Genomic DNA, 18136 nt, shown 5'->3' on the forward strand with positions numbered 1-18136 from the left:
TCGGCCCGTCGCATTGTCAGTGCGAGCCGATAGCCTGCGGGAACAGTTGACCGATCGGTACGGAGGGGCCTCCCATGCGGGTACTCGGCGTCGACCCGGGACTCACCCGGTGCGGTGTCGGCGTCGTAGAAGGCGTCGCCGGCCGGCCCCTGACGATGCTCGGCGTCGGAGTCGTCCGCACCGCGGCCGATGCGGAGCTCGGCCACCGGCTGGTGGCCATCGAGCGCGGCATCGAGGAATGGCTCGACGAGCACCGGCCCGAATTCGTCGCCGTGGAGCGGGTGTTCAGCCAGCACAACGTCCGTACGGTGATGGGCACCGCGCAGGCCAGTGCGGTCGCCATGCTCTGCGCATCCCGGCGCGGCATACCGGTCGCCCTGCACACCCCCAGCGAGGTCAAGGCGGCCGTCACCGGCAGCGGCCGCGCCGACAAGGCACAGGTCGGAGCCATGGTCACCCGGCTGCTGCGGCTCGACGCCCCGCCGAAACCCGCCGACGCGGCCGACGCCCTCGCGCTCGCCATCTGCCACATCTGGCGCGCCCCCGCCGTCAACCGCCTCCAGCAGGCACACGCGGCTGCCGCCGCCGCAGCCCGTACCGCGCGCGTTCCCCGTACACCTACAGTTCCCGTCCGGAAGGTCCCCCGATGATCGCCTTCGTCAGCGGCCCCGTGGCCGCACTTGCCCCGACCACGGCCGTGATCGAGGTCGGCGGCATCGGCATGGCCGTCCAGTGCACGCCGAACACCCTCGCCGGCCTCCGGATCGGCAAGGAGGCCAGGCTGGCCACGTCCCTCGTCGTACGGGAGGACTCGCTCACCCTCTACGGCTTCGCCGACGACGACGAGCGGCAGGTCTTCGAGCTGCTCCAGACCGCCAGCGGAGTCGGACCGCGGCTCGCCCAGGCCATGCTCGCCACCCACAGTCCGGACGCCCTGCGGATCGCGGTCGCCACCGACGACGAGAAGGCGCTCACCGCCGTCTCCGGCATCGGCAAGAAGGGCGCACAGAAACTCCTCCTCGAACTGAAGGACAGGCTCGGCGAGCCCGTCGGCGCCCACATCGGCCGACAGGGCATCGGCACCGCCGTCACCTCCTCCTGGCGCGATCAGCTGCAGGCCGCCCTGATCGGCCTCGGCTACGCCACCCGCGAGGCCGACGAAGCGGTCACCGCTGTCGCCCCGCAGGCCGAGGCGGCCCTGGCCGAGGGCGGGCAGGCCCCCGTACCGCAGCTGCTGCGCGCCGCGCTGCAGACCCTCAACCGCGCGCGCTGACCGGAGCGCGTCACCCCGGGGGAGACCCCGACCGGGCCGGGCACCGCACGGCACCGAAACACCCGAGGCGGGACAGACTGAATGAACTGGGACGAGACCGGACCCGATACCGACGAGCGGCTCGTCGACGCCGACGCGGACGGCGAGGACACCGCGGTCGAAGCGGCGCTGCGGCCGAAGGACCTCGACGAATTCGTCGGCCAGGAAAAGGTGCGCGAACAGCTCGACCTGGTTCTCAAGGCGGCCAGGGCCCGCGGCGCCACCGCCGACCATGTCCTGCTCTCCGGCGCCCCCGGTCTCGGCAAGACCACCCTCTCCATGATCATCGCGGCCGAGATGGGCGCCCCGATCCGGATCACCTCGGGCCCCGCCATCCAGCATGCGGGTGATCTTGCCGCGATTCTCTCCTCACTCCAGGAGGGCGAAGTTCTCTTTCTGGACGAGATCCACCGCATGTCGCGGCCGGCCGAGGAGATGCTCTACATGGCGATGGAGGACTTCCGCGTCGATGTCATCGTCGGCAAGGGCCCCGGAGCCACCGCCATCCCGCTGGAACTGCCGCCCTTCACCCTGGTCGGCGCCACCACCAGGGCCGGACTGCTGCCGCCCCCGCTGCGTGACCGTTTCGGCTTCACCGGCCATATGGAGTTCTACGCCCCGACCGAGCTGGAACGCGTCATCCACCGTTCCGCCCGCCTCCTCGACGTGGCGATAGACACGGAGGGTGCCGCCGAGATCGCCGGACGTTCCCGCGGCACCCCCCGTATCGCCAACCGGCTGCTGCGCCGTGTCCGGGACTACGCCCAGGTCAAGGCCGACGGACGGATCGACCGTGCCGTCGCCTCCGTCGCCCTCGGGGTGTACGAGGTCGACGCGCGCGGCCTCGACCGGCTGGACCGGGCGGTGCTCGGTGCCCTGCTGAAGCTCTTCGGCGGCGGCCCCGTCGGGCTGTCCACCCTCGCGGTAGCCGTGGGCGAGGAGCGCGAGACGGTCGAGGAGGTCGCGGAGCCCTTCCTGGTACGGGAAGGGCTGCTGGCCAGGACGCCGAGGGGGCGTGTCGCGACACCCGCGGCCTGGGCCCACCTCGGCCTCGTACCTCCCCAGCACGGCGGAAAGGGACAACAGGGTCTGTTCGGGGCGTGATGCGTCACAGGTTCACCCGTACAGGAACCACCGAGCGACGCCGGGCGTTGTTCCATCGATGCGGACTCGCTTAGACTCCGCCGATGCCGCCCGTACAGGTCGGTGTACCCACCCCCGTAGATCAGGCCGCCTTCCAGCGCGGTCGTGCGAAGGAAACTCGTCCCGTGAATCCCGTGACTCTCCTCCCCTTCATCGTGCTCATCGGGGCCATGTTCCTGATGACGCGGTCCGCCAAGAAGAAGCAGGCGGCCGCTGCCCAGATGCGCAATGAGATGCAGCCCGGCACCGGCGTCCGGACGATCGGGGGCATGTACGCCACCGTCAAGGAGCTTCACGACGACACCGTTCTCCTTGAGATCGCGCCCGGCGTCCACGCCATCTACGCCAAGAACGCCATCGGCGCCGTCCTGGACGACGCGGAGTACAACCGCATCGTCCACGGCGACGGCGATGACGCCCTCGACATCGACGGCGCGGTCGTGCCGGACGACGCCTCCTCGCTGACCGAGGCCGACGAGGACGCCGACGAGGACACCTCGGACGACGCCAAGATCGACCTGGGCAAGAAGGCCGACGACGCCGAGCCGAAGGACGCCGAGTCCGACAAGAAGTCCGAGGGCAAGACCGACGGCGAGGCCGACGCGAAGTAAGCCACGACCCGGGGATGCCGTGAGCCCACCGGCATCCGGCACTCCCCGGACCGTGCGATCTTCTGCGGGGGCGGGTCCCCACTACACTTCGTGGCCGCTCGGGCGCGTACCCGGCGCGGGGCGGTTGGACAGGGAGAAACGAGAAGGTGGCAGCACCGAAGAAGAGCCGAGGGCCGGCCGGCGGTCAGGGCAGGCCGGGGCGTTCCCTGGCTCTGATCCTGATCGCCATGGTCGCGCTCACCGGCGGGATGTTCCTGGCCGATCAGCCGACCCCACGACTGGGCATCGACCTGGCGGGCGGCACGTCCATCACGCTTGAGGCGAAGAGCGAGCCGGGCCAGGAATCGGCGATCAACAAGACCAACATGGACACCGCGGTCGAGATCATGAACCGCCGTGTCAATGGTCTGGGCGTCAGCGAGGCCGAGGTCCAGACACAGGGCGATCGCAACATCATCGTCAACATCCCCAAGGGCACGAACTCCGCTCAGGCCCGTGAGCAGGTCGGCACCACCGCCAAGCTCTACTTCCGGCCGGTGCTGACCGTCGCGCAGGGCACACCCACCCCGACGCCCAGCGCCTCGTCGTCCGGCAAGCCCAGCCCGTCCGCGAGCCCGAGCGCTTCGGCGTCGGACAACGGGAAGGCGTCGGCGAAGCCGAGCGCGAGCGCCACCACCCAGGGCCGCGCGGTCACCGGCGCCCTCAAGGCCGATTCCTCGCCCACCCCCAAGGCGAGCACCACGCCGAAGGCCGATGCCACGCCGTCGGCATCCGCCGCGGACGAGGCGGCCGCCGCCAAGCTGCAGAAGCAGTTCGCGGAGCTCGACTGCTCCAGCAAGGCTTCCCGGGCCAAGGCCGCACAGGGCGCCAAGCCCACCGACACAGTCGTCGCATGCAGCTCCGAGGGCGACGCCAAGTACGTCCTCGGCCCGGCCGAGGTGTCCGGCACCGAGGTCGACAACGCCAAGGCCGGCTTCGACCAGCAGCGCGGCATGTGGATCGTCAACATGGAGTTCACCAAGAAGGGCTCCAAGCAGTTCCAGACGATCACCAAGAAGCTCTCCGCGCTGCAGTCCCCGCAGAACCAGTTCGCCATCGCTCTGGACGGCGAGGTCGTCTCCGCGCCCCAGGTGAACACGACGCTCAGCGGCAGCGCCGAGATCTCCGGCAGCTTCACCCAGCAGTCCGCCGAGGACCTGGCCAACGTGCTCTCCTACGGTGCGCTCCCGCTCTCGTTCAAGGAGCAGAGCGTCACCACCGTCACCGCCGCGCTCGGCGGCGAGCAGCTCCAGGCGGGTCTGATCGCCGGCGCCATCGGTCTGTTCCTGGTGGTCGTCTACCTGGTGGCCTACTACCGCGGACTGGCTTTCATCGCGCTGCTGAGCCTGATGGCCTCCGGCATCCTGACCTACACGATCATGTCGCTGCTCGGCCCGGCCATCGGCTTCGCGCTGAACCTCCCGGCGGTCTGCGGCGCCATCGTGGCCATCGGTATCACCGCGGACTCCTTCATCGTGTACTTCGAGAGAATCCGCGACGAGATCCGCGAGGGCCGTACGCTCCGCCCGGCCGTCGAGCGTGCCTGGCCGCGCGCCCGGCGTACCATCCTGGTCTCCGACTTCGTGTCGTTCCTCGCCGCCGCGGTGCTCTTCATCGTCACCGTCGGCAAGGTCCAGGGCTTCGCCTTCACGCTGGGACTCACCACCCTGCTCGACGTGGTCGTGGTGTTCCTCTTCACCAAGCCCGTCATGACGCTGATGGCCCGCACGAAGTTCTTCTCCAGCGGTCACCCGTGGTCCGGTCTGGACCCGAAGCGGCTCGGCGCCAAGCCGCCGCTGCGCCGCTCGCGCCGTGTCAACGCCCCCACTGACCCGAAGGAGGCGTGAGATGTCGCGACTCGGCAGTCTCGGCGCCCGTCTCTACCGTGGCGAGGTCGGTTACGACTTCATCGGCAAGCGCAAGATCTGGTACGGGATCTCGATCCTGATCACCATCACGGCCATTGTCGGCCTGGCGGTCAGCGGCCTGAACATGGGCATCGAGTTCAAGGGCGGCGCCGTCTTCACCACCCCGAAGACGAGCGTCAGCGTCACCCAGGCGGAGGACTTCGCAACGAAGGCCTCCGGCCACCAGGCGATCGTCCAGAAGCTCGGCAAGGGTGGTCTGCGTATCCAGATCACCGAGGTCGACACCGCGAAGTCGGACCAGATCAAGGACCAGCTCTCCAAGGACCTCGGCGTCCCGACGGAGAAGATCGCCGCGGACCTGGTCGGCCCCAGCTGGGGTGAGCAGATCGCCAACAAGGCCTGGATGGGCCTCGGCATCTTCATGGTCCTCGTGGTGATCTACTTGGCCATCGCCTTCGAGTGGCGCATGGCGATCGCGGCCCTGGTCGCGCTGATCCACGACATCACCATCACGGTCGGCATCTACGCCCTGGTCGGCTTCGAGGTCACTCCGGGCACCGTGATCGGTCTGCTGACCATCCTCGGTTACTCCCTCTACGACACGGTCGTCGTCTTCGACAGCCTCAAGGAGGGCACGAAGGGGATCACCAAGCAGACCCGGTGGACGTACAGCGAGATCGCCAACCGTTCCATCAACGGCACGCTGGTCCGTTCCATCAACACCACCGTCGTGGCCCTGCTGCCGGTCGCCGGTCTGCTGTTCATCGGTGGCGGTGTCCTCGGCGCCGGCATGCTGAACGACATCTCCCTGGCACTCTTCGTCGGCCTCGCCGCCGGTGCGTACTCCTCGATCTTCATCGCCACCCCGCTCGTCGCCGACCTCAAGGAACGCGAGCCGCAGATGAAGGCCCTGAAGAAGCGGATCCTCGCCAAGCGCGCGGCTGCCGCGGCCAAGGGCGAGTCCGCCGAGGACGAGCCGTCGAACGACGACATCCCGGAGGACGCCGCACCCACCGCCGCGGTCGTCGGCCAGCGCCAGCAGCCCCCCAGGGGCCATGGCCGGACCTCGGGGAAGCGTCGATGACCAGTACCACCGAGAGCACGAGGGAACTCCTGCTCAGCCGGATCCGCGACGTGCCGGACTATCCGAAGCCGGGCGTGATGTTCAAGGACATCACCCCGCTGCTCGCGGACCCGCTCGCGTTCGCGGCCCTCACCGAAACCCTCGCGGAGCTGTGCGTCCGGCACGGTGCCACGAAGGTCGCAGGTCTGGAGGCTCGCGGCTTCATCCTGGCCGCGCCGGTCGCGGTCCGGGCGGGGATGGGATTCATTCCCGTACGCAAGGCGGGGAAGCTTCCCAGGGCCACGCTGCGGCAGGCGTACGACCTGGAGTACGGCACCGCGGAGATCGAGCTCCACGCAGAGGACCTGTGCGCCGACGACCGGATCATGGTCATCGACGACGTCCTCGCCACGGGTGGCACCGCTGAGGCGTCGCTGGAACTCATCCGGCGGGCCGGTGCCCAGGTCGCGGGCGTAGCGGTCCTCATGGAGCTCGCGTTCCTCGCCGGCCGGGCCCGCCTGGAGCCCGCCCTGGCGGGCGCGCCGCTCGAGGCTCTCAGCCAGGTCTGAGAGCCCACAGCCGTGAAACGGGTGCCCCAAGGATTTTCCTGGGGCACCCGTTGCGCGACAGGATTTCACGCAAGATCGGCCCCAGGGGCGGTTCCTCTTCTCTCCTTCGCGGCCGTCGCCGTGGGCGGGGCGCGCTCCTGCGGTGGAACCGAACTGCGGCGCGATGCTCCCCGGTTTCGGGTACGCACGTCCGGAGCAGGGCCTGCGGTCCCCGCGCCGCTGGAGGTTCCGATCACTGTCTGAGCAGCAGCGGACCGTACGTGGCAACGGCTCATGCGCGAAGGACGGGCACCCGGGAACAACCGGGTGCCCGTCCCGCGTTGTGAGGGCTCTCACGGTCCCCGGGGGAGGACCGGCCACAGGGTCGATACGATGGCCTTTCCGGGTATCCGGATCCGCATGAGGAGCGCTCTTGCCAGACGAGGCCCAGCCAGTCGCCGCCCCGCAGCCCGACAAGCCGGTGGCGGCCCCAGTCGCGCCCGGGAAGAAGCAGGCCGCGGAGAAGCCGAAGCCTCCGGCCCCAGAGCCCGGCACGGGCCCGGAGCAGGCAGGTGCCCCGGCGCTGCGGCCCGCGCCCGCCTCGCCCGCTCAGCCGGCCGCCCCCGCCTCCCCGGCCGCCTCCGCGCCGAAGCCCCCGGCGAAGCCGGTCACCCCGCCCGCTCCCACGACCCGCTCCGGCGGCTCCTCCAACCGGGTTCGGGCCAGGCTCGCCCGCCTCGGTGTGCAGCGCTCCAGTCCGTACAACCCGGTCCTCGAACCGCTGCTGCGCGCCGTCCGCAGCAACGACCCCAAGATCGAGACGTCCACGCTGCGTCAGATCGAGCGCGCCTACCAGGTCGCCGAGCGCTGGCACCGCGGCCAGAAGCGCAAGAGCGGCGACCCGTACATCACGCACCCGCTCGCCGTCACGACGATCCTCGCCGAGCTGGGCATGGACCCGGCGACGCTGATGGCCGGACTGCTGCACGACACGGTCGAGGACACCGAGTACGGCCTCGACACGCTGCGCCGCGACTTCGGCGACCAGGTCGCCCTGCTCGTCGACGGTGTCACCAAGCTGGACAAGGTCAAGTTCGGCGAGGCCGCACAGGCCGAGACCGTACGCAAGATGGTCGTCGCCATGGCCAAGGACCCCAGGGTCCTCGTCATCAAGCTCGCCGACCGGCTGCACAACATGCGCACCATGCGCTACCTCAAGCGGGAGAAGCAGGAGAAGAAGGCCCGCGAGACGCTTGAGATCTATGCCCCACTGGCACACCGCCTGGGCATGAACACCATCAAGTGGGAGCTGGAGGACCTCGCCTTCGCGATCCTCTACCCCAAGATGTACGACGAGATCGTCCGCCTCGTCGCCGAGCGGGCCCCCAAGCGCGACGAGTACCTCGCCATAGTGACCGACGAGGTCCAGGCCGACCTGCGCGCCGCCCGGATCAAGGCCACCGTCACCGGGCGCCCGAAGCACTACTACAGCGTCTACCAGAAGATGATCGTGCGGGGCCGGGACTTCGCCGAGATCTACGACCTGGTGGGCATTCGGGTCCTCGTCGACACCGTCCGCGATTGTTACGCGGCGCTCGGCACCGTGCACGCGCGATGGAATCCGGTCCCCGGCCGGTTCAAGGACTACATCGCGATGCCCAAGTTCAACATGTACCAGTCGCTGCACACCACGGTGATCGGTCCCAGCGGCAAGCCCGTCGAGCTGCAGATCCGCACGTTCGACATGCACCGCCGCGCCGAGTACGGCATCGCCGCGCACTGGAAGTACAAGCAGGAGGCCGTCGCGGGCGCCTCCAAGGTGCGTACCGACGTACCGAAGAACACCGGCCGCGGTCAGGACACCGTCAACGACATGGCGTGGCTGCGCCAGCTTCTGGACTGGCAGAAGGAGACCGAGGACCCCAGCGAATTCCTGGAGTCGCTGCGCTTCGACCTCTCCCGCAACGAGGTCTTCGTCTTCACGCCCAAGGGCGACGTCATAGCGCTCCCCGCGGGTGCGACGCCGGTGGACTTCGCGTACGCCGTGCACACGGAGGTCGGCCACCGGACCATAGGAGCACGGGTCAACGGGCGGCTCGTACCGCTCGAATCGACCCTCGACAACGGCGATCTGGTGGAGGTCTTCACCTCCAAGGCGGCCGGCGCCGGACCCTCCCGGGACTGGCTGGGCTTCGTCAAGTCGCCCCGAGCCCGCAACAAGATCCGCGCCTGGTTCTCCAAGGAGCGCCGCGACGAGGCGATCGAGCAGGGCAAGGACGCCATTGCGCGCGCCATGCGCAAGCAGAATCTGCCGATCCAGCGGATCCTGACCGGCGACTCGCTGGTCACGCTCGCCCATGAGATGCGCTACCCCGACATCTCGTCGCTGTATGCGGCGATCGGCGAGGGCCATGTCGCGGCCGCGGGCGTCGTGCACAAGCTGGTGCAGGCGCTCGGCGGGGAGGACGCCGCCAACGAGGATCTCGCGGAGAGCTCGCCGCCCTCGCGCAGCCGCCACAAGCGCCGCTCCAACGCCGATCCGGGTGTGGTCGTCAAGGGCGTCGAGGACGTCTGGGTCAAACTGGCCCGTTGCTGTACGCCGGTCCCCGGCGACCCGATCATCGGCTTCGTCACCCGCGGCAGCGGCGTCTCCGTGCACCGAGCCGACTGCGTCAACGTCGACTCGCTGTCGCAGCAGCCGGAGCGGATCCTGGAGGTCGAGTGGGCGCCCACCCAGTCCTCGGTCTTCCTGGTCGCCATCCAGGTCGAGGCCCTGGACCGGTCCCGGCTGCTCTCGGACGTCACCCGCGTCCTGTCCGATCAGCACGTCAATATCCTGTCGGCGGCCGTTCAGACCTCCCGGGACCGGGTGGCCACCTCGCGCTTCACCTTCGAGATGGGCGACCCGAAGCACCTCGGACACGTGCTGAAGGCGGTACGGGGCGTGGAGGGCGTCTACGACGTCTACCGCGTCACTTCGGCCCGCAGGCCCTGACCGACGACCCTGCGCATACGAGAGGCCCCCTGTGCCGTCCCGAGGGACGCGCACAGGGGGACTTGTCACGAGCCGGTCAGCAGCAGGTGCTGCTTCAGCCGCCGAACTCCTCCAGGCCCTTCAGCGCCTGGTCCAGCAGCGCCTGCCGGCCTTCGAGCTCCTTGGCCAGCTTGTCGGCCCGGGCGTTGTTGCCCGAGGTGCGGGCCGTGTCGATCTGCGTACGCAGCTTGTCCACGGCCGCCTGCAGCTGACCGGTCAGACCCGCGGCGCGCGCACGCGCCTCCGGGTTCGTCCGGCGCCACTCCGACTCCTCCGCCTCCTGGAGCGCCCGCTCCACCGCGTGCATCCGCCCCTCGACCTTCGGGCGGGCGTCACGCGGCACATGGCCGATGGCCTCCCAGCGCTCGTTGATGGCCCGGAACGCGGCCCTGGCCGCCTTCAGGTCCTGCACCGGCACCAGCTTCTCGGCCTCGACCGCGAGCTCCTCCTTGAGCTTGAGGTTCTCGCCCTGCTCCGCGTCCCGCTCGGCGAAGACCTCACCGCGGGCGGCGAAGAAGACGTCCTGGGCACCGCGGAAGCGGTTCCACAGATCGTCCTCGGCCTCGCGCTGGGCGCGGCCCGCCGCCTTCCACTCCGTCATCAGGTCGCGATAGCGGGCGGCCGTCGTTCCCCAGTCCGTGGAGCCGGAGAGCGACTCGGCCTCGACGACCAGCTTCTCCTTGGCCTTGCGGGCCTCCTCGCGCTGGGCGTCCAGCGAGGCGAAGTGGGCCTTGCGGCGCTTGGAGAACGCCGAGCGGGCGTGCGAGAAGCGGTGCCACAGCTCGTCGTCGGACTTGCGGTCGAGTCGCGGCAGGCCCTTCCACGTGTCGACGAGCGCACGGAGGCGCTCGCCCGCGGAGCGCCACTGCTCGCTCTGCGCCAGCTCCTCGGCCTCGGTGACCAGCGCCTCCTTGGCGTGCTTCGCCTCGTCGGTCTGCTTCGCCTTCTGGGCCTTGCGCTCCTCACGCCGCGAGTCGACCGTCGCGACCAGCGCGTCGAGTCGCTTGCGCAGCGCGTCGAGGTCACCGACGGCGTGATGCTCGTCCACCTGCAGACGCAGATGCTCAATGGCGGTCGTGGCGTCCTTGGCCGACAGGTCGGTGGTCTTCACCCGCCGTTCGAGGAGGCCGATCTCGACCACAATGCCCTCGTACTTGCGCTCGAAGTAGGCCAGAGCCTCCTCGGGGGAACCCGCCTGCCACGATCCGACGACCTGCTCGCCATCGGCTGTACGCACGTACACGGTGCCCGTCTCATCGACGCGGCCCCACGGGTCGCTGCTCACAGCGCCTCCTCCACCTGATGCCTGCGAGAGGGTTCGCCCCCCTGGCATCGTCCACAGTTTCCTGGGGCGGGCAGCGCCCGCCCTGCACAACGCCAATCTAGGCGACCGGCCGCCCGGCTGTCCGCACTCAGCGCGGCCGAAAATAATCCGGCCCGCGCTTCGCCGTCGCCACCGGCCGGCCGGTCCGGCCGCGTCACGACTTGTCGACAGCGGCCTTCGAGATGTTCACGGCCTTCTTCGGCGCACCGTCGGCCGCACCGCCGGCCACACCCGCCGCACCGATGTCCTTGACCGCCTTCAGCGAGGCATCGTCCATCGTGCCGAACGGGGTGTAGGTGGGCGGCAGTTTGCTGTCCTTGTACACGAGGAAGAACTGGCTGCCACCGGTGTGCGCCTGGCCGGTGTTCGCCATCGCCACCGTGCCCGCCGGATACGTCACCCTGCCGTCCTTGCCCGCCTTGCCCAGCGCGGTCAGGTTCTCGTCCGGGATCGTGTAGCCGGGGCCGCCCGTGCCGTCGCCCTTGGGGTCACCGCACTGCAGGACGAAAATGCCCTGCGTGGTCAGGCGGTGACACTTCGTACCGTCGAAGAAGCCCTTGTCGGCCAGCGACTTGAAGGAGTTCGTGGTGTGCGGCGTCTTCGCCGCGTCCATCGTGAACGCGAGGTCGCCCTGGCCCGTCTTGAGCGACATCGTGTACTTCGCCTTTTTGTCGATCTTCAGCGCGGGTTCGGGCGCGCTGCTCTCGCTCGCCGACGGCGAGGCCGACGGGCTCGCGCTCGCGGCCGCGTCGCTCTTGTCCTTCTTGCCGTCGCCGTCGAGGGCGAGATACGAGCCCACCCCGACGACCGCCGCCACGGCCACCACGGACGCGATGACGACCGTCAGACGCCTCGTCCTGCGGCGGGCCTCCTCCCGGCGCTGCTGCTGCCGCTCGAACTTCTCCCTGGCGAGCTGCCGCCGCCGCTGATCGCTGCTGACCACCGGGTGATCTCCTTGTGGGTCGTGTGATGAGGCCTGGGCTGCCCCGTACCGTATATGGGTTAGCTGTGGAATGAGGAGCGCCGGTAGGCTCTGAACTGCCGCGACCTTCTCAGTCGCAATCCACCGTAGGACGACCATTAAGGACGACCGTGCTCATTGCCGGGTTCCCCGCCGGGGCCTGGGGGACCAACTGTTACCTGGTCGCCCCGGCCGCAGGTGAGGAGTGCGTGATCATCGACCCGGGCCATCAGGCCGCATCCGGAGTCGAGGAAGCGCTGAAGAAGCATCGGCTGAAGCCCGTCGCCGTCGTACTGACCCATGGCCACATCGACCATGTGGCCTCGGTCGTCCCGGTGTGCGGTGCGCACGACGTCCCTGCCTGGATCCACCCGGAGGACCGTTACATGATGAGCGACCCGGAGAAGGCCCTCGGCCGCTCCATCGGGATGCCGCTCATGGGCGAGCTGACGGTGGGGGAGCCGGACGACGTCAAGGAGCTGAGTGACGGCGCCCGGCTGAAGCTGGCCGGTCTGGAGTTCGGTGTCGCGCATGCGCCCGGCCATACCAAGGGGTCGGTGACGTTCGGATTGCCCGAGGCCGCGGATGTTCCGCAGATCCTCTTCTCGGGCGACCTGCTCTTCGCCGGCTCCGTCGGACGCACCGACCTGCCCGGCGGCGACCACGCCGAGCTGCTCGAGTCGCTGGCCCGTGTGTGCCTGCCGCTCGACGACTCGACCGTGGTGCTGTCCGGCCACGGCCCCCAGACGACCATCGGCCGCGAGCGCGCCTCGAATCCGTATCTGCACGGTATGGACGCGCCCCGACGAGGAATGTGACGAGAGAAACTCCGTGAGCACCTTCAAGGCCCCCAAGGGCACGTACGACCTGACCCCGCCCGACTCCGCGAAGTACCTCGCGGTGCGCGAGGCGATCGCCGCACCCCTGAAGAACTCCGGCTACGGCTACATCGAGACGCCCGGCTTCGAGGACGTCGCCCTCTTCTCGCGCGGTGTCGGTGAGTCCACCGACATCGTGAGCAAGGAGATGTACACCCTCACCACCAAGGGCGGCTCCCAGCTGGCGCTGCGCCCCGAGGGCACCGCGTCCGTGCTGCGCGCCGCGCTGGAGGCCAACCTCCACAAGCTCGGCAACCTGCCCGTGAAGCTCTGGTACTCCGGCTCGTACTACCGCTACGAGCGCCCGCAGAAGGGCCGCTACCGGCACTTCTCGCAGGTCGGTGCCGAGGCGATCGGCGCCGAGGACCCGGCGCTGGACGCCGAGCTGATCATCCTGGCCGACCAGGCGTACCGCACGCTGGGTCTGCAGAACTTCCGCATCCTGCTCAACTCGCTGGGCGACAAGGAGTGCCGCCCTGTCTACCGGGACGCGCTCCAGGGCTTCCTGCGCGAGCTCGACCTGGACGAGGAGACCCGTCGCCGCATCGAGATCAACCCCCTCCGGGTCCTCGACGACAAGCGGCCCGAGGTGCAGAAGCAGCTGACCGGCGCCCCGGTACTGCGCGACTATCTGTGCGACGCCTGCAAGGCGTACCACGAGGAGGTGCGCGACCTGCTCTCCGCGGCAGGTGTGGTGTACGAGGACGACGAGAAGCTGGTACGCGGCCTCGACTACTACACCCGCACCACGTTCGAGTTCGTCCACGACGGACTCGGCTCGCAGTCCGCGGTGGGCGGCGGCGGCCGCTACGACGGCCTCTCCGAGATGATCGGCGGCCCGGCGCTCCCGTCGGTCGGCTGGGCGCTCGGCGTGGACCGTACGGTGCTCGCGCTGGAGGCGGAGGGCATCGAGCTCGAACTGCCCGCGGCCACCAGCGTCTTCGCGGTACCGCTCGGCGAGGAGGCCCGGCGGGTGCTCTTCGGGATCGTCACGCAGCTGCGCCGCGAGGGTGTGGCGGCGGACTTCGCGTACGGAAACCGCGGCCTCAAGGGTGCGATGAAGAGTGCGAACCGGTCGGGGGCCCGGTTCACGATCGTCGCGGGTGAGCGGGACCTGGCCGAGGGCGTCGTCCAGCTCAAGGACATGGAGTCCGGCGAGCAGACGGCGGTACCCCTGACGGACGTGGCCGAGGCGATCCGCGGGCGCCTGGCCTAGAGTCTCCCGTTCGACGGACGGGCCGGAACACCGGCGCGTCCGGCGAACGGGAGCGCAGGGCTCACCGGGGTAGTGGCGGGCGAAGTGCGTCACCGTCTCGCGCACCGTCAATTCGGCGGGCGCGGATTCATCCTGCCGGACGACGCCGACGCGGGAACGCCAACGGCGGTCGGCGGCAGCCGGGGCCACGCCGAGCACCGACACGGTTTCTTCGTCGCGGCTGCGATGGCCCCGCAGGATTTCCACGGTCGTGCTCCTCCCGGCCCCGTTCGGTGCGAGGATTCCGAGCACCTCGCCCTGCCGGATGCCCAGGTCCAGGCCGTCGACCGCGGTCACTTCGCCGTAGCGCTTGCGCAGGCCGCGCACCTCCACCGCGAGTTCGGCCATGGTCCGGAGCGCCTCGCGGACCCGAGTGTTCCGTACCGTCCGTGCGCAGAGCTTGCGTACACCTTTATGCCCGTCGAACGGAAGGCCGGCGGTGCGGTGCGGCACAATGACCGTGCCCAGCAGGCCACTCACTGATGGAACGGCGATATGACGACTGCAGCGGTTGACCATCCCTCCTCCGACCAGGACGAGGACGGCGGGAAGAGGACCATCGGCGGGAGTCGGGCGTTCGCACTGCTGCTGGTGATCACGGGCGCCGCCGGACTCCTCGCCGCCTGGGTCATCACCATCGACAAGTTCAAGTTGCTGGAGGACCCCAACTTCACACCGGGCTGCAGTCTCAACCCGGTCGTCGCATGCGGCAACATCATGAAGAGCGAGCAGGCGGCGGCCTTCGGCTTCCCGAACCCGATGCTCGGTCTGGTCACCTACTCCGTGATCATCGGCATCGGTCTGGCGCTGCTCGCGGGGGCCCGCTTCCGCAGCTGGTACTGGCTCGGGATGAACGCCGGCACGCTGTTCGGCGTCGGTTTCTGCACCTGGCTCCAGTACCAGTCGCTCTACAACATCAACTCCCTCTGCCTGTGGTGCTGCCTGGCCTGGGTCGCCACGATCTTCATGTTCTGCTACGTCACCACGCACAACATCAAGCACCGGATCCTGCCCGCGCCGAACTGGCTGCGCAACGGACTGACGGAGTTCCACTGGGTGCCGCCGGTCCTGTGGGTCGGCATCATCGGCATGCTGATCCTGACTCGCTGGTGGGACTTCTGGACCAGCTGACCGGCCCGCCGCTCCTGCCGGGCGACCGGCCCGGCAGGGATGTCAGTGCCGTGACATAGGCTTCAAAACGTGGAGCCCGACCTCTTTACCGCAGCCGCCGAAGACCGCCAGGAGAAGGACCCGTCCAGCAGCCCACTGGCTGTCCGGATGCGTCCCCGCACCCTTGACGAGGTCGTCGGCCAGCAGCATCTGCTCAAGCCGGGCTCGCCGCTGCGCCGCCTCGTCGGCGAGGGGAACGGCGGGCCCGCAGGCCCGTCGTCGGTGATCCTCTGGGGCCCGCCCGGCATCGGGAAGACGACTCTGGCGTACGTGGTCAGCAAGGCCACCAACAAGCGCTTCGTCGAGCTCTCCGCGATCACCGCGGGCGTCAAGGAAGTGCGGGCCGTCATCGAGGGTGCCCGCCGCGCCACCGGAGGCTACGGCAAGGAGACCGTCCTCTTCCTCGACGAGATCCACCGCTTCTCCAAGGCGCAGCAGGACTCGCTGCTCCCGGCGGTGGAAAACCGCTGGGTGACGCTGATCGCGGCGACCACCGAGAATCCGTACTTCTCGATCATCTCGCCCCTGCTGTCGCGCTCGCTGCTGCTCACCCTGGAATCACTCACCGACGACGATCTGCGCGGCCTGCTGCAGCGTGCCCTGACCGACGAGCGCGGACTCGGCGGCGCGGTGGCGCTGCCGAGCGACGCCGAGGCGCATCTGCTGCGCATCGCGGGCGGCGACGCCCGCCGGGCGCTCACGGCGCTGGAGGCCGCGGCCGGTGCGGCGCTGGCCAAGCAGGAGAAGGAGATCACCCTCCTGACCCTGGAGGAGACCGTCGACCGTGCCGCCGTCAAGTACGACCGGGACGGCGACCAGCACTACGACGTGGCGAGTGCGCTCATCAAATCGATCCGCGGCTCCGACGTGGATGCCGCGCTGCACTATCTGGCCCGGATGATCGAGGCGGGGGAGGACCCGCGGTTCATCGCCCGGCGGCTGATGATCTCGGCCAGCGAGGACATCGGTCTCGCCGACCCCACGGCACTGCCCACCGCTGTCGCGGCCGCCCAGGCGGTCGCCATGATCGGTTTCCCCGAGGCGGCGCTCACCCTGAGCCATGCCACGATCGCCCTGGCCCTCGCCCCCAAGTCCAATGCGGCGACGCTGGCGATCTTCGCCGCCCAGGAGGACGTACGGAAGGGGCTCGCGGGCCCGGTCCCGGCCCATCTGCGCGACGGCCACTACAAGGGCGCCGCCAAGCTGGGCCACGCCCAGGGCTATGTGTATCCGCACGATGTCCCCGGCGGTATCGCCGCTCAGCAGTACGCCCCGGACGCCGTACGCGACAAGCACTACTACCAGCCCACGCGCTACGGCGCGGAAGCGCGCTACGCGGATGTGGTGGAGCGGGTCCGCGAGCGGCTCTCCGGCCCGTCCGCCGACTGAGGAGGGCGCGCAGGGGCCGTTCCCCCGTTCAGCGCGGCGCCGCCTCGAAGAGCGTGTGCATGGCGTGGCGCAGCTCGCCGACGTCCCGCACCGGCTCGGGGAATTCGAAGCGTGCGTCGAAGCACCCCCCGTCCTCGCAGAAGCGCACACGCAGCCCGTACCGGTCCAGCGCGAGCGGTACGACGGAGGGCCGGTGAGCCGCGCAGCGACGGGCCGCACGTTCGCCGAGCAGCCCGCACAGCGTGTCCAGCTGTTCGCCGTGCGCCGCGTGCAGATGCTGCAGCAGCTCCGCCTCGTGTCCGACGAGCGGATCGGGGGACGCGTCCCGGAATTCGTCGGGTTCGACCTCCTCGGCGCCCCACAGATCGTCGACGTACGCCTCGCCCGTCTCCAGCCGGAGCGTCATCCGGCCGGGCCCCGACATGCCGGGTACGGTGGTGAGCCAGCCCGAGACCCGGGCGCGGCCGCGGATGCGGTGCGGTACGGAGACCGGGGCGACGTCCGTGATCTCCAGCACAGCGGTCAGCTCGTCGTCCTCGGCGTGCGTCGCGGCCCGCACGGCCGGGGAATCAGCGGGGAGTTCGAGGAACAGATCCCCGTCGGGACCCACATTCCTGGTCAGCGGCATCAGCTGATCGGGGCCGGGTGCGTTCAGCCCGGGGACGAGCAGTACTGCCGAACAGGTACTCTGTACGAGAGTTCGTGTGCGCTCGGCTGCTGACGGCATCCGAGTGTTTTCTAGCCCGCCGGGACGCGGCTGACCACGATCTGATCGGTCCTCCGTCGTATCGGCACCCTGAGGGGTGTCGACGCTGTCAGTGCTGTCCGTGACGTGTGTGGTGTTCCCCGGGCGAGACATGCGATCTCCTCAAGTAAGGTGAGCCTAACCTAACCTACAACGGAGGTCTGGAGAACGTGCCTAACCAGTCGCGTCCCAAGGTCAAGAAGAGCCGCGCGCTCGGCATTGCGCTGACGCCGAAGGCTGTCAAGTACTTCGAGGCCCGCCCCTACCCGCCGGGCGAGCACGGCCGTGGCCGCAAGCAGAACTCGGACTACAAGGTCCGTCTGCTGGAGAAGCAGCGTCTGCGCGCCCAGTACGACATCAGCGAGCGCCAGATGGCGCGTGCCTACGACCGCGCCAAGAAGGCCGAGGGCAAGACGGGCGAGGCGCTCGTCGTCGAGCTCGAGCGTCGCCTCGACGCCCTGGTCCTGCGTTCGGGCATCGCCCGCACCATCTACCAGGCCCGCCAGATGGTCGTGCACGGTCACATCGAGGTCGACGGCCGCAAGGTCGACAAGCCGTCCTTCCGTGTCCGTCCCGACAACATCGTGATGGTCCGCGAGCGCAGCCGCGACAAGCACCCCTTCCAGGTTGCCCGCGAGGGTGGTTACGCCCCCGACGGCGAGACCCCGCGCTACCTGCAGGTGAACCTGAAAGCCCTGGCCTTCCGCCTTGACCGGGACCCGAACCGCAAGGAAATCCCCGTGATCTGCGACGAGCAGCTCGTCGTCGAGTACTACGCCCGCTGATCCAGGCGTAG

At 69.4% G+C, this 18136-nt stretch carries 16 protein-coding genes and 1 pseudogene; 13 read left to right on the forward strand and 4 right to left on the reverse strand.

The genetic code is table 11. The annotated features are described in order from the left end of the window. The first annotated feature begins 74 nt into the window (after window positions 1-74). From ruvC to ACFVYE_RS06765, 8 genes are all read left to right on the forward strand, one after another. Window positions 75-650, forward strand: a complete 576-nt coding sequence (gene ruvC, locus ACFVYE_RS06730; RefSeq protein WP_266363105.1) for a crossover junction endodeoxyribonuclease RuvC — start codon at window positions 75-77, stop codon at window positions 648-650. Continuing rightward, a complete protein-coding gene (gene ruvA, locus ACFVYE_RS06735) occupies window positions 647-1273 on the forward strand; it encodes a Holliday junction branch migration protein RuvA (RefSeq protein WP_114243523.1) in 627 nt (208 codons plus the stop codon). Before ruvC ends, ruvA begins: the two co-directional genes overlap by 4 nt. Window positions 1274-1354: 81 nt before the next feature. Next, window positions 1355-2416 carry a Holliday junction branch migration DNA helicase RuvB gene (ruvB, locus tag ACFVYE_RS06740; protein ID WP_383969058.1) on the forward strand — a complete coding sequence of 354 codons (1062 nt, stop codon included), beginning with the start codon at window positions 1355-1357 and terminating at the stop codon, window positions 2414-2416. Between the two features lie 164 nt (window positions 2417-2580). Next, window positions 2581-3066 (forward strand): preprotein translocase subunit YajC, encoded by a 486-nt coding sequence (yajC, locus tag ACFVYE_RS06745; RefSeq protein ID WP_383969061.1) that lies wholly within the window; start codon window positions 2581-2583, stop codon window positions 3064-3066. A gap of 146 nt (window positions 3067-3212) precedes the next feature. Continuing rightward, window positions 3213-4952 (forward strand): protein translocase subunit SecD, encoded by a 1740-nt coding sequence (secD, locus tag ACFVYE_RS06750; protein ID WP_383969064.1) that lies wholly within the window; start codon window positions 3213-3215, stop codon window positions 4950-4952. 1 nt (window position 4953) lies between these two features. Next, window positions 4954-6057, forward strand: a complete 1104-nt coding sequence (secF, locus tag ACFVYE_RS06755; protein WP_383969065.1) for a protein translocase subunit SecF — start codon at window positions 4954-4956, stop codon at window positions 6055-6057. Beyond that, complete coding sequence (locus ACFVYE_RS06760; protein ID WP_351260827.1) at window positions 6054-6605, forward strand: adenine phosphoribosyltransferase; 552 nt, start codon at window positions 6054-6056, stop codon at window positions 6603-6605. The genes secF and ACFVYE_RS06760 overlap by 4 nt, the downstream gene beginning before the upstream one ends. 412 nt (window positions 6606-7017) lie before the next feature. Then, window positions 7018-9579, forward strand: coding sequence for a RelA/SpoT family protein (locus ACFVYE_RS06765; protein WP_389604398.1), 2562 nt, complete (start codon window positions 7018-7020; stop codon window positions 9577-9579). A 94-nt stretch (window positions 9580-9673) separates the two neighbouring features. Here ACFVYE_RS06765 and ACFVYE_RS06770 read toward each other — a convergent pair whose 3' ends face one another. Beyond that, window positions 9674-10903, reverse strand: coding sequence for a DUF349 domain-containing protein (locus ACFVYE_RS06770; RefSeq protein ID WP_383975840.1), 1230 nt, complete (start codon window positions 10901-10903; stop codon window positions 9674-9676). Window positions 10904-11096: 193 nt separating this feature from the next. Continuing rightward, window positions 11097-11885, reverse strand: coding sequence for a peptidylprolyl isomerase (locus tag ACFVYE_RS06775; protein ID WP_389604400.1), 789 nt, complete (start codon window positions 11883-11885; stop codon window positions 11097-11099). A 149-nt stretch (window positions 11886-12034) separates the two neighbouring features. On the opposite strand from ACFVYE_RS06775, the gene ACFVYE_RS06780 reads away from it, so the two are divergent. Together ACFVYE_RS06780 and hisS are read left to right on the forward strand one after the other, a co-directional pair. Beyond that, window positions 12035-12721, forward strand: coding sequence for an MBL fold metallo-hydrolase (locus tag ACFVYE_RS06780; RefSeq protein WP_383975836.1), 687 nt, complete (start codon window positions 12035-12037; stop codon window positions 12719-12721). A gap of 13 nt (window positions 12722-12734) precedes the next feature. Beyond that, window positions 12735-13997, forward strand: coding sequence for a histidine--tRNA ligase (hisS, locus tag ACFVYE_RS06785; protein WP_383975834.1), 1263 nt, complete (start codon window positions 12735-12737; stop codon window positions 13995-13997). Window positions 13998-14063: 66 nt separating this feature from the next. On the opposite strand, the pseudogene ACFVYE_RS06790 reads toward hisS, so the two are convergent. Next, window positions 14064-14384: pseudogene (locus ACFVYE_RS06790) on the reverse strand (ATP-binding cassette domain-containing protein); the annotation flags it as partial. 147 nt (window positions 14385-14531) lie between these two features. Here ACFVYE_RS06790 and ACFVYE_RS06795 point away from each other — a divergent pair. Both ACFVYE_RS06795 and ACFVYE_RS06800 read left to right on the forward strand, forming a co-directional pair. Continuing rightward, the gene (locus ACFVYE_RS06795; protein ID WP_383975832.1) at window positions 14532-15167 is read left to right on the forward strand and encodes a vitamin K epoxide reductase family protein; all 636 of its coding nucleotides are present in this window, start codon (window positions 14532-14534) and stop codon (window positions 15165-15167) included. 69 nt (window positions 15168-15236) lie between these two features. Then, on the forward strand, window positions 15237-16595 hold the full coding sequence (locus ACFVYE_RS06800) for a replication-associated recombination protein A (protein ID WP_329837500.1): 1359 nt from the start codon (window positions 15237-15239) through the stop codon (window positions 16593-16595). 28 nt (window positions 16596-16623) lie between these two features. Here ACFVYE_RS06800 and ACFVYE_RS06805 read toward each other — a convergent pair whose 3' ends face one another. Beyond that, window positions 16624-17322 carry a DUF2470 domain-containing protein gene (locus tag ACFVYE_RS06805; protein WP_389604403.1) on the reverse strand — a complete coding sequence of 233 codons (699 nt, stop codon included), beginning with the start codon at window positions 17320-17322 and terminating at the stop codon, window positions 16624-16626. A 188-nt stretch (window positions 17323-17510) separates the two neighbouring features. Between ACFVYE_RS06805 and rpsD the strand changes: the two genes are divergently transcribed. Beyond that, window positions 17511-18125, forward strand: coding sequence for a 30S ribosomal protein S4 (rpsD, locus tag ACFVYE_RS06810; protein WP_030918857.1), 615 nt, complete (start codon window positions 17511-17513; stop codon window positions 18123-18125). Window positions 18126-18136 lie beyond the last annotated feature (11 nt).

This window comes from Streptomyces sp. NPDC058239 (assembly GCF_042882185.1).
GTDB lineage: Bacteria > Actinomycetota > Actinomycetes > Streptomycetales > Streptomycetaceae > Streptomyces.

Bases quoted from the DNA above. Each gene is read 5' to 3' on its own strand.
- ruvC (WP_266363105.1), top strand. From the start codon at position 75: ATGCGGGTACTCGGCGTCGACCCGGGACTCACCCGGTGCGGTGTCGGC.
- ruvA (WP_114243523.1), top strand. From the start codon at position 647: ATGATCGCCTTCGTCAGCGGCCCCGTGGCCGCACTTGCCCCGACCACG.
- ruvB (WP_383969058.1), top strand. From the start codon at position 1,355: ATGAACTGGGACGAGACCGGACCCGATACCGACGAGCGGCTCGTCGAC.
- secF (WP_383969065.1), top strand. From the start codon at position 4,954: ATGTCGCGACTCGGCAGTCTCGGCGCCCGTCTCTACCGTGGCGAGGTC.
- ACFVYE_RS06760 (WP_351260827.1), top strand. From the start codon at position 6,054: ATGACCAGTACCACCGAGAGCACGAGGGAACTCCTGCTCAGCCGGATC.
- ACFVYE_RS06795 (WP_383975832.1), top strand. From the start codon at position 14,532: ATGACGACTGCAGCGGTTGACCATCCCTCCTCCGACCAGGACGAGGAC.
- ACFVYE_RS06805 (WP_389604403.1), bottom strand. From the start codon at position 17,322: ATGCCGTCAGCAGCCGAGCGCACACGAACTCTCGTACAGAGTACCTGT.